The organism is Streptomyces sp. NPDC088157 (assembly GCF_044741545.1).
GTDB lineage: Bacteria > Actinomycetota > Actinomycetes > Streptomycetales > Streptomycetaceae > Streptomyces.
In genome coordinates this window covers 335,287-349,979 of the sequence record NZ_JBIUSU010000004.1, presented here as the reverse complement: position 1 = coordinate 349,979, position 14,693 = coordinate 335,287, and the positions used below count along the sequence as shown (strand labels likewise).

Here is a 14,693-nt window from a genome sequence, read left to right as displayed (position 1 = left end):
GCGCACCTGCGCCTTCGCTGCGGCCGTGGGCTCGGTGCCGGCCTGCGGGTTCGGTGCCTGCCTGCGGGTTTCGCTGTTGGCCTGCGGGCGGGGTGCCGGCCTGCGGGAGGGTGAGGTGCAGGCCGGTCGTCCAGTGGCTGCGGGGCGGCGCGGGCAGACCGGGCAGGTTTCAAGGGCCGCCGTGAGTTGGGCAGAGTCAGGCGAGTCGGGAGGCCCGGGGCGGCGCGGCAGACCGGGCAGGGCGGGGCGAGGCCGGACGGAGCCCCGCGGGGCCCGGCGGGGCGTCTGCGTCTCGTCAGGCGCCGTACGCCCCCGCGAGCATCGTCAGGGCGTCGCCCAGGCCGGTCGGGCGGGGCAGGCCGGGAGTGGGGCGGCCGGCCCAGCCGGGGCCGCCGAGCACCACGGCCGGGGCGCGTCGGGCTCCGGTGACGCCCCAGCGGGTCTCCGCGACGTGCCGGGCCAGGGGCAGGCTCGCGGTGGAGCGCGCCTGGGCCCACAGCACCACGGCCGCCGGGCCCAGCCGCCGCACCACCGCGGTCAGCGCCTCGACGGGCACGGCCGCCCCGAACATCCTGGTGGGGACGCCGAGTTGAGCGAGCCCCGCGTTGAGCGCCTCCAGTGGAAGACTGTGCTGCTCGCCCGGCGCACAGGCCAGCACCACCGGGCCCGGCCCGCCCGCCGCGTCGCCCGTCACCACAGGGCGGGTGGCGCGGCGCAGGGCCGTGGAGACGTGCCAGGACAGCAGGTGCTCCACCTCGACGTACCGGTCGCCGGACGAGGCCCACTTGCGTCCCACCGCGTGCAGCGTCGGGACCATCACCTCCTGCCAGGCCACGGTGAGTCCGTGCCGTTCGAGGGCCGTGTCCAGTTGCTCCGCCACGGCCGACGCGTCGAGCCGCACGGCGGCGCGGGCCAGTCCCCGGCACTCCTGGCGGACGTCGCCGCCGAACGGGATGACACCGGCCCCGGCCGGCCGCACGGCAACCGTACCCACCGGTTCCGCGGCCGGCGGGAGCGCCGCTTCCTTCGCCGCTCGGGCCGCGTCGGCGGGCGGCGCCCCGGACGCGGTGAGCCGGCACATCGTCTCCAGGACGGCCACGTCGTCCGGCCGCCAGCGCCGGTGCCGCCCGTCGGCGCGGACGGCGGGCCCGATGCCGTAGCGGCGGTCCCACGAACGCAGGGTGGTGGGCGCCACGCCCAGTCGGCGGGCCAGGGCCCCGGTGGTCAGTCCGGCGTCGTCAGGGCTCGGGAATGCGCTCATGGGTCGACGATACGACGCAGAAACGATGCGTGTTGAGACGCCCGGTACCCGGCTCACAGGATGGCGTCAACGGGGTCCGACCCGAGGACACCCCGGAACGGCCTGAGCGCAGGCCTACCGACGTGAGGAGCCGACGTCATGAGCCCGCATCCGACCGCCGTGCCCTGTCCCGCCCCCACCGAGGAGTCGCTCACCGACGAGGAACTCGCCCGGGGCCTGGCGTCGGGAGACGAAGCCTCCCTGACCGCCGTGTACCGCCGCTGGCGCACGCTGGTGCACTCGCTCGCCCGGCGTTCCCTGGGCGACGCCCGGGAGGCCGAGGACGTCACACAGCAGGTGTTCCTCGGGGTGTGGAGCGGTCGCGCGGGCTACCGGCCCGAACGCGGCGCGCTCGGGGGCTGGATCGTGGGCATCACCCGGCGCAAGATCGCGGACGCGCTGGCCGCCCGGACCCGCCGCCAGGAACTCGTCACCGCGGCCGGCTCCCGGCTGGCCCTGCGCGACCCCGGCCACGGACGTCCCGAGGAGATCCTCGAGCGCGTGCTGGTGCGCGGCGAGCTCGCCCGGCTCCCGGCCCCCCAGCAGCGAGTGCTGCGACTGGCGTTCTACGAGGATCTGACGCAGACACAGATCGCCGAGCGCACGGGCTGGTCCCTGGGCACGGTCAAGAGCCACGCCCGACGCGGTATGCGGCGGCTGCGCGGCCTCCTGGAGCCCGAGCCCCTGGGCTGAGCCACCCCTTCCGCGCACGCGTTCCCACGGCGGACCAGATTTCGACGCACAAACGCTGCACTTGCGTTCCCTCCTCGAAAGGTTCTGGCGGCGGGAGCGGAGTGACGGAGGTATCGACCCTGCCGTCCGGGACGGACATACGCATATCCCGACAGTGGCTCCTACCTCTACACATAAAGACTGAATAAGAGCAGAATGGAGAGGCGCGGCACCTACCGCACACCGCTCCGAAGCGGTCGGGCCCGAAAGTCGAAGGAGACGAATCATGGCCAACGTCTCGCCCACCAGAGGTGACATGTCGACGCACCCCGATGTCTCCGAGATGCAGGCGCGGTACGCCCGCATGCTCGGTGGCCGTGATGTGGCGCTCGTCGACGGGCCGGTGTTCCTGCTCGGCCTGTACTGCGCGGTGTCCCCGTGGATACTCCACTACACCGCCAGCCAGCCGGCGCTCATGACCCACAATCTGATCGTCGGGATCGCGATCGGACTGCTGGGCCTCGGATTCACCGCGGCTCCCGCGCGGATGTACGGCCTGAGCTGGGCCATGTGCGCGGCGGGCATCTGGATGATCGTCGCGCCGTGGATCGTCGGCGACAGCCCGGACGCCGGTGTCGTGGTCAACAACATCATCATCGGCGCCCTGGCCCTGGTCCTGGGCCTGATGTGCATCGCCACGGCGGCGAAGAGCCCCCCGAAGCCGTAGAGCCGCTTCTCCACCCGGACGACGGCCGGGTCGATCCGCCCACGCGGACCGACCCGGCCGTCGTGCCGTGCCCCCCACACGCCCCAACGCCCCCTTAGCCCCTCGCCCCCTCGCCCCCTCGCCCGCGACATCGACCCCGGTCGTCGGCCCCACCGCGCGCCCCGGGTCGGCCCTACCGCGCGTACACGTACGGCGTCGTGGTGCTCAGCGGTGCGAAGCCCAGGCGTTCGAGGATCGGGCGGCTCTGGTCGGAGGCGTCGACCTGGAGGTAGCGGTAGCCGCGGTCGGCGGCGATCCGGGCGCGATGGGCGATCAGGGCGCGGTAGATGCCCCGGCCGCGCCAGGCCTCGACGGTGCCACCGCCCCACAGGCCCGCGAACCTCGTCCCCGGGATGAGTTCCATCCGCGCCGAACTCACCGGCACGTCCCCGGCCATCGCGAGGAGGGCCACGATCGCATCCGGGTCGGCGGAGAGGCGGGCGAGCAGCAGGTCCCGCAGCCAGGAGCCGTCGTGACCGAAGGCCTTCTCGTTCGCCTCGACCATGAGCTCGATGCCCGCCCGGTCGGTGACCGGGACGATACGGACGCCCTCGGGCGGTTCGGCGTCCACCAGTTGGTCGCTGGTCTCGCCGATCATCAGGGTCTCCTCCGGGTCGGCCGTGAAACCGGCCGCCGTGAGCCGTCGGCCGAGGTCGGCCGGACGGTCGTGCCCATGCAGCTTCCACTCGAACTGGTGGCCGAGGCCGGTGAAGTAGGCGACCTGTTCCGCGATCACCGCGTCGGCGTCGGCGGAGTCCAGGTCCGACCAGAGCACACCGCTCCAACCGCCCTCACCGCCGACATGGCGGACCACGCTCCCGGTCCGTTCGACGCGGGCGTCGAAGCTCTCCGGGCGCGCGCCTTCGCGCATGTCCCGGTCGTACAGGGCGAGTACCGCGGCATGATCCATGCGTTCACTCCAGCACCCCGGCTCGGCCCCCACAACGGATTTACCGGTGCGGCGACGAGCGGGGCGCGCCCACGCCGTCCGGCCGCACCGCCGCCAGGTACGTGCTCAGCCGGTCGCGGTTGCGGGCCAGACAGTCGATCCGCGCCTGGATGCGGTCGATGTGGCTCTCGAGGAGGGCAGCGGTCCGCGGGGTGAGGTGCTCGGCGGGCAGGATGATCTCTTCGGGGCCGGACAGGTACGGCAGGATCGCGCGGATCATCTCGGTGGTGAGGCCGGAGTCGAGCAGTCCGCGGATCTGCTGGACGTCCCGGACGGCCGCCTCCCCGTAGAAGCGGTAGCCGTTGGCGCCGCGGTCGGGGTGGAGCAGGTCCTGCTCCTCGTAGTAGCGCAGGAGCCGGGTGGGGACGCCGGTTCGGCGGGAGAGGTCGCCGATCTTCATGCCCGCTCCGATCATGGCCGCGCCTGTCGCTCCGGACCGTCGCTCCGGGACGGCTCGCACGCCCGCGCTTGCCTTCACACTGATGTGAACGTTCGACCATGGTCGCATGTCCACCACATCCATGGTCAAGGGCACCGGTGTGCCCGCGTCCCTGCCCTGGCCGGGGCTGCTCGCCCTGTCCACGGCCGCGTTCACCGCAGTGGTGACCGAGTTGCTGCCCGCCGGGCTGCTGCCGCGCATGGCGCCGGCGCTCGGCGTCCCCGAGGCCCGGGTGGGATTCCTGGTCACCGGGTACGCGGTGGCGTCGTTCGTGGCGGCGATCCCGGTGACGGCGCTGATGCGCGGTCTGCCGCGCCGGCCGGTCCTCGTCGGCACCCTGCTGGGCTTCGCGCTGAGCAACGCGGTGGTCGCGCTGTCCTCGTCCTACAGCCTCACCTTCGCCGCGCGCCTGGTGGCCGGTGTCATGGGCGGCACCCTGTGGGCGATGCTCGCCGGGTACGCGGCCCGGATGGTGCCGGCCGGGCGACGCGGCCGGGCGATCGCGGTCGTGCTCGCCGGCATCACGCTCGCACTGTCGCTGGGGGTGCCCGCCGGGACGGCGCTGGCCGAGGTGGTGGGCTGGCGTGCGGCGTTCGGGCTGCTGTCCGGGCTGGCGGTGCTGCTGGTGGGCTGGGTGCGGTGGCGGGTCCCGGACTTCCCGGGCGAGGCGCGGGGCGCGCGGGTGCCGCTCACCCGGGTCGCCCTGCTGCCGGGAATCCCGGTGATCCTGTCCGTCACGCTGTTCCTGCTGCTGGGTCACCAGGTGCTGTACACGTACCTCGCGCCCTTCACCGCGCACGCGGGGTCCGGACGTACGGATGTGGTGCTGCTGGTGTTCGGGGCGTCCACGGTCGCCGGGATCTGGGGGACGGGCCTGCTCGTGGACCGGCGCCCACGCGCCACGCTGCTCGGCGCGCTCGCCCTCTGCGCGGCGGTCATGTTCGCGCTCGGCCGGTACGCCGGGGCGCCCGCCGTACTGCTGGTGTCGGTCGCCCTGTGGGGGGTGGCCTTCGGCGGGGCGCCGACGCTGATCCAGACCGCGCTGGTGAACGCCTCGGGGCCCGCCGCCTCGGACGTGGCGACCTCCCTCCAGACCACGGTGTACAACGCGGGCATCGCCGGGGGTTCGCTGACCGGAGGTGTCGTCCTGGAGGCGCTGGGCGCGGGGGCCCTGCCGTGGACGGCGCTGCCCCTGGTCGCGTTGGCCCTCACCGCGGTCGCGCTGGGCCGTCGGCACGCCTTTCCGGCGGCACGGGGCCGAGCCCGGGCCGACGATCGGAGATCATTTCGGCCGTCCGGGGGAGCCGTACGACGCAGACGCAGACTCCTCCCGGCCGAGCCCGCCGGCACGGCCCCGGCCCTCGGCGCCGAGGGCACTGCGTCGGCCCCGACCCTCGACGCCGAGGGCACTGCGCCCGGCGCGGCCGACACAGGCCCCGGCCGGACCGCCGCGGCCCCTGCCGGCCGACCCCGCCGTACGCCGTCCTGACCCTCGATACCGAGGCATGCCGTCCGGCACCGCCACTGCCGCAGGCCCCGGTCGCTGCTCTCTGCGGCCGAGGGGGCCTGCATGTCGTCCGACCTGAGGCCAGTTCCGGCGTTGCCACCGGAGCCCCCGGGCCGGGTGTCACCGCAGGCCCCCGTCGCTGCCCTCTGCGGCCGAGGGGGCCTGCGTGTCGTCCGTCGTGAGGCGACTCAGCGCTCCGGGCGTGGGCGGAACCGGCGCTGGAGGGCCACTCCGCCGAGCAGCAGGGCCGCGCTGCCGACGAGGGCGGGCAGGGTGGCGTCGGCTCCCGTGTGGGCGAGCGAGCCCACGGCCTCGGGCGCCGGGTTCGGCAGTGCGAGAGCGGGGGCCGGCGGGACGGCCCGCGGGCCCTGGTGCTGGGGCTCCGAGGGCGGGTTGTGCCGGGTCGGTGCCTGCGGCGCGGGCTCGGCGGGCCGCTCCGGCCGCTCCGGCCGCTCCGGCTGCTTCTCGCCGGAGCCGTTGACGGACTCGTTGCCGAACACCGGGTTCGCGATGCCGACGACGTTCACGCCGTTGCCGCTGACGTTCACCGGGAGGTGGACCGGCAACTGGACGCCGTTGCCGGAGACGACGCCCGGGGAGTCCTGCGCGGCGCCCTGCGCGGTCGCGCCGACGCCGGACGAGTCGGCGTGCGGCCCGGAAGCGGCGGCCCCTCCCTCGTTGGCGCAGGTGTTGCCCGCGGCGGGGTTCAGCACGCCCACCACGTTCACCGTGTTCCCGCACAGGTTCACGGGGACGTTCACCGGCAGCTGGACACCGTTGCCGGAGATCAGTCCGGGCGAGCCGGCCGCGTAGCCGTTCGCCGAGGAGTCGGCGTGTGCGGGCAGTGTCACGGCCATCGCGCCGGACACTGCGGCGACGGCCATCACACCGGTTCGGGTAACCCGTCTCATGGGTCCCTGCCTTCCAGACATGGATCGCGGGCACTCGCCCGCATCCGATAGAACGCCGGTGAACCGTCGGGGTTATGCCTGACCGTCTTTTCACCCCCTTGGGGGGGGTCCCTCCTTCGGGCGCTCTCGTCGAAGGGGTGTCAAACCCGCGCGGGGAACCGCACCACCCGGGTCGGTACCCGTGAGGGGGCGCGGGTGAGGCCCCGCCCGCCCGGAGGCGGCTCGTCAGCAGGCCGCTTATCGTGAGCGAGGGCGCCGTTCCCGGACCGCTGAGGGCGTCCCTGGAGGCACTGATGCTGGCCAAGCTGCCGACGCGGCCCGGGCTGCGACACTGCGCGCTCGCCGCGACCGCCGCACTGACCCTGCTGGGGGCGGGCCTGCCGACGGCGACCGCGGACCGGAACACCGACGGAGGCGACCGTCCCGACCTGTCCCGGTTCTACGGACAGAAAGTCGCGTGGTCGGCGTGCGAGGGAGACGGCATGCCCGAAGACCTCCAGTGCGCCGAACTGACCGTCCCCCTCGACTACGACCGCCCCGGAACCGGCACCCTCGACCTCGCGCTCGCCCGCTACCGGGCCACCGGCGAGAAGCGCGGCTCGGTGGTCCTCAACTTCGGCGGTCCCGGAGGTCCAGGCGTTCCTGAACTCGCCTACGGCGGCAAGGAGTTCATGGACCTCACCGACGGCTACGACGTGGTCGCCTTCGACCCCCGGGGCGTCGGCCGTTCCTCCCCCGTCAGCTGCGGGGACGGCGAGGACAGCGGTCTGGCCTCCCTGGACGGCGACTCGGCCCTCACCGACCCACACGCGCTGCTCACCCGGTTGAAGCAGGTCGCCGCCGACTGCGCCGAGCACTCCGGACCGGTCCTGCCGCACATCGGAACCATCGACGCGGCACGGGACCTGGACGTGATGCGCGAGGCGCTCGGCGACAAGAAGCTCAACTACCTGGGATTCTCCTACGGCACCCGGCTCGGCGCGGTCTACGCCGCACAGTTCCCCGACAAGGTGGGCAGGGTGGTCCTCGACGGCGTCGACACGCTGACCGAGCCGCTCACGGAGCAGGGCATAGCGGGCGCCCGGGGTCAGCAGGTGGCGCTGGACGACTTCGTCGGCTGGTGCGCGAAGGACATCGCGTGCCCGTTCGGCCAGGATCCGCGCGTGGCCCGCGAGGAGGTCGTCCGGCTCGTGCGCTCGCTCGACGATGATCCGGTGCCGACGGACTTCGGTGACGACTTCTCCGGCCAGGACCTCGTCGGCGCCCTCGGGCAGGGGTTGTACAGCCGGGAGCTGTGGCCGCTGCTGGAGCGGGCGCTCGCCCAGCTCATCGAGAGCGGCGACGCCAGTGGGGTCCTGGGGTTCGCGACCGGCGGATTCGCCCTCCCGCTTCCGCTGCCGCTCCGGGCCGCGGGCCGTGCCGACCCCTCCCCCGGGGCGCTCGTCGACGAGGAGGACGTGCCCCTCGACAACCTGCCGGCGGCGCTGATGGCGATCAACTGCGCCGACGACCCGGACCGCCCCACGGCCGCGCAGGTCACCGCGGACCTCAAACGGCTGCGGGCGGCGTACGACAAGGCCTCACCGGTCTTCGGCCAGTACCGACTCACCGAGGTCCTGATGTGCTACGGCCGTCCCAAGGGCACCGACTTCATACGCGACGACGTGAAGGACCTGAGCGCCCCGAAGATGCTGCTGGTCGGCACGCGTGGCGATCCGGCGACGCCGTACCGGTGGACCGAGGAGACGGCGAAGCGCCTCGGTTCCCCGGCCGTGGTGCTGGACAACAAGGGCGACGGCCACACCGGGTACGGGTCGTCCAAGTGCGTCCACCGCAAGGTCGACGACTTCCTGCTGTACGGCTCCCTCCCGCCGAGCGGCAGCTCCTGCGGGCCCGACGAGGACGACGACTGAGTGCGCCGGTTCCTGCCGCTGCTGCTCGTCGGGGTCCTCGCGGCCACGGCTGCGGTCGCCGCGCGCACCCTGTCCACGTGGTGGTGGCTCGCGGCCGGACCGCTGCTGGCGGCGGTCTGCCTGGGCGCCTGGGACCTGCTCCAGCGCCGTCGCTCCGTGCTGCGCGGCTACCCCCTGGTCGGACATCTGCTGTTTCCGACGGAGCAGGTACGCCTGCGTTCCGCGGGCACCGGCGCGCGGGAGCCGTTCGGGGGCGACGGGAGCGACGGGAGTGACGGGGGCGTGTACGAGTATCTGGTGCCGTCGCTGCGGCCGGTCGCGCCGGCCGCGGAACCGCCGCTGGTGCGCGTGGGCGGGCCGCACTGCACCCAGCCCTACGACATGGCGCTGCTGAACGTGTCCGCGATGAGCTTCGGGGCGCTGTCGTCGCGCGCGGTCCTCGCCCTCAACCGGGGTGCCGCGCTGGGCCGTTTCGCGCACGACACCGGAGAGGGCGGGCTGTCGGAGCACCATCTGCGCGGCGGGGGCGACCTCGTCTGGGAGATCGGGACGGGTTACTTCGGCTGCCGCGGCGCCGACGGCGGTTTCGACGCGCGGGAGTTCGCGGACAAGGCGGCGCTGCCCGAGGTGAAGTGCGTGTCGGTGAAGCTGTCCCAGGGGGCGTTCGCGGGCAGCGGCGCGGTGCTGCCCGGCGTGAAGGTGAGCGCCGAGATCGCGTCGGAGCGGAAGGTCCCGGTGGGTGAGACGGTGGTGTCGCCGCCCTTCCACCAGGTGTTCTCGACACCGCGTGAACTGGTGCTGTTCCTGGCCCGGCTGCGTGAGCTGGCGGGCGGCAAGCCGACCGGGTTCAAGCTGTGCGTGGGGTCGCGGCGGGAGTTCCTCGCGGTGTGCAGGGCGATGGCGGCGGAGGGTCTGACACCCGACTTCGTGGTGGTGGACGGGGCGGAGGGCGGCTCCGGCGCCGGGCCGGCGGGGTTCGCCGGGCATCTCGGCATGCCGCTCACCCAGGGGTTGATCACCGTGCACAACGCGCTGGTCGGCGTCGGGCTCCGGGACCGGATCCGGATCGGGGCGAGCGGCCGGGTGGCCACCGGTCCGGACATCGTCAAGCGCCTCGTGCAGGGCGCCGACTACACCAACGCGGCCCGCGCGATGATGCGCGCCGTCGGCTGCGTGGGCGCCCGGCGCTGCCACACGGGCGCCTGCCCGGCCGGCGTCGCGACCCAGGATCCGCTGCGGGCACGCGCCCTCGACGTGGCCGACAAGGCCCGGCAGGTGCGGCGCTACCAGCGGGAGACGGTCCGTGACGCCGTCCGGATCATGGCGGCCATGGGCGTCCGCGCGCCGGCCGAGCTCACACCCGGCCACCTGGTCCGGCGGACGGGCCCGGGCACGACGTCCTCGTACGCGGAGCTGTACGAGTGGCTCGCGCCGGGAGAACTGCTCGCGGGACCACCGCGGTCCTGGGAGTCGGACTGGAAGGCGGCGGACCCGGACAGCTTCGACCAGCCGGCCGGAGGGCCACGGGCTACGGGGCCGGCCCGGGCTACGAAGGCTTGACGGTGACGAAGGCGTCGATCGCCGCCGTCAGCTCGGCCGGCTTCTCGACGGGGAGTTCGTGGCCCGCGTCGAGGATGCGGACGGTGGCGTCCGGATAGGCCTTCGCCATGCGCAGCATCTGCTTCACCGGGAGCTGGATGTCGTGGTAGCCGTGGATCATCAGGGTCGGGGCCTGGATCTCCCCGACCCGGTCCAGGACGTCGAAGGCACGCATGGCGCCGTACAGCGTCATGACGACCTCGCGCGGGGTGTCCGCGGAGGCCTTGACGTACGCGCGGATCTCCTCGCGGGGGTAGCCGGGCGCGAAGGCGCGCTGGATGTTGGCGGCGACGAACAGCTTGAACGGGACGAGGGTGGAGACGCCCATCAGCAGGCCCCTGCCCCGGCTGTAGGTCATGCGGCCGATGGAGTTCACCAGCACCATGCGCTCCACCCGCTCGGGGTGGGAGAGGGCGATGGTCTGCGAGATCATCCCGCCCATCGAGTGGCCGACCAGCACGAACCGCTCGATCTCCAGGTGGTCGAGGAGGGCGAGGAGATCCCCCGCCAGCTCCTCGACCGTCTTCACGCCCGCCCCGCTGCTCTCGCCGTGCCCGCGCAGGTCGAACCGGATCACCCGGCGCTTCTCGGCGAAGTGCGCCACCTGGTGGTCCCAGCGGTGCCGGTTCGCCGTCCAGCCGTGCACGAACACCAGGGGCACGCCGTCGCCGTCGCGCGGGCCCTCGTCGTCGTACGTCAGTGCTGCGCCGGCGACTTCGAGCTGCGGCATGGTGCCTCCTGCGGTGCGGTCCTGGTTACTGACGCGTACGGTAACCGGCGACCGGGGGCGCCGTCACCGTCGTTCGCCCAGGAATTCGAGGATGTGTCCGAAGACGTCGAGGGCGGCGCCCCGGCCGAGGAAGGTGTCGAGGTGGCCGTACCCGGAATCTCCGTGTACCGCACGTCCAGCTGGGGCTGCCGGTGGGCGAGGACGTCGCGGCAGAGCCGCTGGGAGTCCAGCCACAGTCCGTTCTCGCTGCCGGCCAGGAGCAGGACGGGCGTGTCGATGCGGGCGGCCGCGTCGAGGGCGTTCGGCGGCAGGGCACGGTAGCGCTGGTCGGTCTCGTGCCACCGGACCACGCTGCGGGCGAGCTCGATGCGGCGCAGGTGGGGCAGGATCCACAGCGGCGCGGGTCCGAGCAGCTCGGCGAGCCGGTCATGGGTGGCCGCGCCGATGTTCTCGTGGACGAACAGCGAAGCTCCGGTCCCCCAGGCCGAGTTGTGCAGGATCTGGCAGGTCGGGTCGGGGCAGCTCGCCTTGCGCGAGGCCAGGGCGAACAGAGGGGTGTACTTGGACCACAGGCCGACCTTGCGGAAGTCGACCGGGATGTGGTCGATCCGGGTCTTCAGCAACTCCCCTGCGACGGACATCCGCAGGGAGGTCCGTCCCGCCAACTTCGGCGTCAGGAAGACGCCTTGGGACACCACTCCGGCCAGCCCGGGCACGAGTCCGGCCGTCATGCTCAGCGAGAGGGTGAGGGAGCCGATGCAGTGCGCCACGACGAACAGGGGGCGGTCGCCGATGGCTTCCCGGATGCGGGAGACCGCGGCCGGGATGTCGTACAGCGCCACGTCGTCGTACGTGTACCGGTGCCCGGTCTCGTTGTAGGGCAGCCGGCAGCTGCCGCGCCAGTCCAGGAGCCAGGGCTCGTAGCCGTCGTCGAGGAGCGAGTCGACGAGGTTGCGGGTCTCGGGGAGCAGGAACATGTCGGCGGACGCGGTATGGCCGTGCAGGAGCAGCACGGCGGGGCGGCCGGTGTCGCCGGGGTCGATCCGGGTCAGGCCGAGGCGGACGCCGTCGGGCGCGCGGAACGGGATCTCCTCGACGCGGGCCGGGTCGAGGCGGTGGCGCAAGGGGCGCAGGGCGGCGGTCGTCCTCACCTTGCGGAGCGCCGGCCTGGTGGTGGGAGTCGTCCTGAAGATCATCGGTGCTGCTCCGTGAGGTTCGGGGTGCGGCGCAGGTCGAGCAGATCCGCGGCGGCCCGGGCGAAGGGGCCGAGCAGTCCGCGGCCCATCTCCAGGCCGAACCAGGCGAGCCAGGTCAGCTTGGCGGCGCGCTTCTCCTGGCTGGTGAGGTGCGGGGCGACCTTGATGCCGTCGATCTGGTCACGCACGTAGGAGTCGGCCGGAACGACGACCTCCCCGGTCAGCGTGGCGGCTTCTCCCTCGCGGCCGGCCTCGACCGTGAGCGCGCGGGTCTGGTGCCAGAGGTCGCGGCGGGCGCGGGCGTACTTGCGGCCCTCCAGCCACCAGAGTTCGCCGTCCTCGTCCCGCAACCGGAGTCGATAACGCAGGAGTTGGTGTTTCAGGCCGTGCTGCCGCGGGATGCCCTCGTCGGGGCGGACCCAGACGTCGCCGTGGACGACGGTGAGGGGTCGGGCGTGGATCGCCGGGCAGGTGACCTCGCCGGTGACATCCACCCGGCGCTCCTTGACCAGCTGGTACATGCTCGCGATGGAGAGGGTGAGGGACATCGAGCAGGGGGTGTCGTCCGTGCCGCCGTCGAGCGCGCGGACGCTGCCCTCGGTGGTCTCGGCGAACCACAGGTACGGCTGGTCGTCCCTGTCGGGCAGGCGGCCGAGGCCGTCGTCGGCGAGCCTCTCGAACGTTTTCAGCTGGGCCTGGGCGTCGTAGCGCGCGGCGGGCGGCAGGCCCAGGGCCTCGACCAGGGCGTCGGTGCGTTCGGCGACGGCGGCCGGACCCTTGAGGGTGGCCTCGCACAGCTTCAGGGCAGTGGGGCTCTGCAACACCCGGGCGAGGAAGCCGAGTTCGGGGACGGGCTCGGCCTCCAGACGGGACAGGGTGTCGGCGCGCCATTCGTCCCAGTCCTGCACCCGGACGTGCATGCCGCCGAACGCCATGTCCCGGACGACGTCATCGAGGGTGTTGGGGACGCCGGTGAGGTTGTAGTCGAAGCCCCAGGCGTCCGGTTCGCAGACGACGGCGGCGGCGACACGGCTGACCCAGTCGACCGGGGCCACGTTGAGGTAGCGGAACGCCGGTACGGTGCGGAAGCGGCCGAAGGCCGAGATCAGGCCGCTGCTGAGGTCCTGGGGGTTGTAGGCGCCGGTCTTGCTGTGGCCGCCGATGCCGCCGGGGCGCAGGGCGGAGACGATCAGACCATGGTCGCGGGCGCGGCGCAGGGCGGCCTCGGCGGCCCATTTGGACTGGTCGTAGCCAGCGATGAGCCGGTCCACGTGGGCGAAGGGGTCGTCCTCGCCCATGGAGGTGATGCCGACCTCGTTGAACACCGCGATCGAGGAGATGTGGTGCAGCGGCTTGGGGCGTCCGGTGGCGGCGAGTTCGGCGAGGGTGAGGGTGCCGAGGACGTTGCCGGTCCGCAGGGACTGGTAGCCGCGCAGGAAGTCCACCGCCGCCGCGACGCCCACGATGCTGTCCAGTTCCCGGGCGAGGGTGTGCCACAGCTCGTCGGACAGGCCGAGACGGGGCCGGCGCAGGTCGCCGGGGAGGACGGTGACCCGGCGGCGGATCTCGGAGTTCCAGGGCAGCCGGTAGCTCCGCAACTGCTCGCCGAGCCGGGTGGTCGCCGCCTCCTCGTCCGCCCCGCGCACCAGGCAGTAGACGTGCGCGTCGCTGTGCCGCAGCAGGTCCAGCAGCAGGTGGCCGCCGAGGAAGCCGGTCGCGCCGGTGAGCAGGATCCGGCGGGGCGGCAGCGGCTCGGGCGAGCGGGTGAACGGGAGCCGGTCGGCGAGGGCCAGGTCGGCCAGGATCCGGTCGAGGTCCTCCTGGCGGGCACGGGAGTGCGGGCCGTCGTCGAAGGCGGGGAATGCGGGCAGCGGGAGGGTGGTGACCGGCTGGGAGGTCCGGGGGGCCGGGACCGGAAGCACGCTCGGGGCGGGCGCCGGCCGGGTGCCCGCCGCGGAGAGCGGGAGAGCCGTCGGCCCGGAGGACGGGAGGGCCGCTGCCCCGGAGGGCGGGAGGGCGCCTGCGGCGGTGGGCGCGGCAGCGCTCCCGACCGGCCGGGCAGCGGGCACCACGCCGGAGGCGACGGTGGACGTAACGCCGGGCGCCACGCCGGTCGGGAGGCCGGGCGTAACGCCGGGCGGGAGGCCGGCGGCCTCCAGCCAGCGTCGGGCCAGGCTGATCGGCCGTGCGTCGGCGAACACGTCGTCCAGGTCCAGCTCCACGCCCAGGTCGCGCTCCAGTTCCGCCGCGAGCTCCACGGCGTGCACGGAGCTGCCCCCCGCGTCGAAGAAGTCGGCGTCCGGGGACAGCCGGCCCTCGGGCAGGTAGCGCCCGGCCGCGGTGGCGATGGCGGCGGCCAGCCCGTCCACGTCCGGGACGGGAGCCACGTCCGTGGCCGGAGCCTCGGGTACGGACGATGCGGCCGGTCCAGTCGCCGGGGCCGAGGCGGCCGGCACGGACCATGCGGCCGGGGCCTCCGAAGCCGCAGATACAGCCGAATCCACAGGTGCCTCCGGAACCGCGGGTGCCTCCGGAACCGCAGATGCAGCCGAAACCGCGGATGCCTCCGAAGCCGCGGGTGCGGCCGAAGTCGCCGGCTCCGCCGGGGCGGTGGTCGCGACCATGGCCAGCAGGTCGGTCACGCTGAGCCCCTCGTCGCCCCCCTCGATCGACTCGGCGGTCGCCCGCTGCCCGGCGTTCGCCGCCGCGTC

The 14,693-nt window shown here is 73.6% G+C and carries 12 protein-coding genes; 5 read left to right on the top strand and 7 right to left on the bottom strand.

The genetic code is table 11. The annotated features are described in order from the left end of the window. Positions 1-295: 295 nt before the first annotated feature. Positions 296-1,261, bottom strand: a complete 966-nt coding sequence (locus ACIPFH_RS17390) for a MerR family transcriptional regulator (RefSeq protein ID WP_401827382.1) — start codon at positions 1,259-1,261, stop codon at positions 296-298. Between the two features lie 138 nt (positions 1,262-1,399). Here ACIPFH_RS17390 and ACIPFH_RS17385 point away from each other — a divergent pair, with 138 nt between their 5' ends. Together ACIPFH_RS17385 and ACIPFH_RS17380 are read left to right on the top strand one after the other, a co-directional pair. Then, positions 1,400-1,993, top strand: coding sequence for an RNA polymerase sigma factor (locus ACIPFH_RS17385; RefSeq protein ID WP_401827381.1), 594 nt, complete (start codon positions 1,400-1,402; stop codon positions 1,991-1,993). 265 nt (positions 1,994-2,258) lie between these two features. Continuing rightward, a complete protein-coding gene (locus ACIPFH_RS17380) occupies positions 2,259-2,699 on the top strand; it encodes an SPW repeat protein (RefSeq protein WP_401827379.1) in 441 nt (146 codons plus the stop codon). Positions 2,700-2,871: 172 nt separating this feature from the next. On the opposite strand, the gene ACIPFH_RS17375 is transcribed toward ACIPFH_RS17380, so the two are convergent. Then, positions 2,872-3,648 (bottom strand): GNAT family N-acetyltransferase, encoded by a 777-nt coding sequence (locus ACIPFH_RS17375; RefSeq protein ID WP_401827378.1) that lies wholly within the window; start codon positions 3,646-3,648, stop codon positions 2,872-2,874. A 40-nt stretch (positions 3,649-3,688) separates the two neighbouring features. Then, positions 3,689-4,087, bottom strand: a complete 399-nt coding sequence (locus tag ACIPFH_RS17370) for a MerR family transcriptional regulator (protein ID WP_401827377.1) — start codon at positions 4,085-4,087, stop codon at positions 3,689-3,691. Positions 4,088-4,193: 106 nt separating this feature from the next. Here ACIPFH_RS17370 and ACIPFH_RS17365 point away from each other — a divergent pair, with 106 nt between their 5' ends. Beyond that, complete coding sequence (locus ACIPFH_RS17365) at positions 4,194-5,615, top strand: MFS transporter (RefSeq protein ID WP_401827376.1); 1,422 nt, start codon at positions 4,194-4,196, stop codon at positions 5,613-5,615. A 206-nt stretch (positions 5,616-5,821) separates the two neighbouring features. Here ACIPFH_RS17365 and ACIPFH_RS17360 read toward each other — a convergent pair whose 3' ends face one another. Further along, positions 5,822-6,517 carry a chaplin gene (locus tag ACIPFH_RS17360; protein WP_401827374.1) on the bottom strand — a complete coding sequence of 232 codons (696 nt, stop codon included), beginning with the start codon at positions 6,515-6,517 and terminating at the stop codon, positions 5,822-5,824. Between the two features lie 320 nt (positions 6,518-6,837). On the opposite strand from ACIPFH_RS17360, the gene ACIPFH_RS17355 reads away from it, so the two are divergent. Beyond that, positions 6,838-8,457 (top strand): alpha/beta hydrolase, encoded by a 1,620-nt coding sequence (locus tag ACIPFH_RS17355; RefSeq protein WP_401828045.1) that lies wholly within the window; start codon positions 6,838-6,840, stop codon positions 8,455-8,457. Then, positions 8,458-10,017: a glutamate synthase-related protein gene (locus ACIPFH_RS17350; RefSeq protein ID WP_401827372.1), complete on the top strand. Its 1,560-nt coding sequence runs from the start codon at positions 8,458-8,460 to the stop codon at positions 10,015-10,017. Here the strand turns inward: ACIPFH_RS17350 and ACIPFH_RS17345 are convergent. From ACIPFH_RS17345 to ACIPFH_RS17335, 3 genes are read right to left on the bottom strand one after another with little or no spacing between them, the layout of a single operon-like run. Further along, positions 10,004-10,786, bottom strand: coding sequence for an alpha/beta fold hydrolase (locus ACIPFH_RS17345; protein ID WP_356248048.1), 783 nt, complete (start codon positions 10,784-10,786; stop codon positions 10,004-10,006). The genes ACIPFH_RS17350 and ACIPFH_RS17345 overlap by 14 nt on opposite strands. Beyond that, positions 10,753-11,982: an alpha/beta hydrolase gene (locus ACIPFH_RS17340; protein WP_401827370.1), complete on the bottom strand. Its 1,230-nt coding sequence runs from the start codon at positions 11,980-11,982 to the stop codon at positions 10,753-10,755. The genes ACIPFH_RS17345 and ACIPFH_RS17340 overlap by 34 nt, the downstream gene beginning before the upstream one ends. Beyond that, entirely contained in the window at positions 11,979-14,369 is a 2,391-nt protein-coding gene (locus tag ACIPFH_RS17335; RefSeq protein ID WP_401827368.1) for a thioester reductase domain-containing protein, read from the bottom strand. Before ACIPFH_RS17335 ends, ACIPFH_RS17340 begins: the two co-directional genes overlap by 4 nt. Positions 14,370-14,693: the final 324 nt, after the last annotated feature.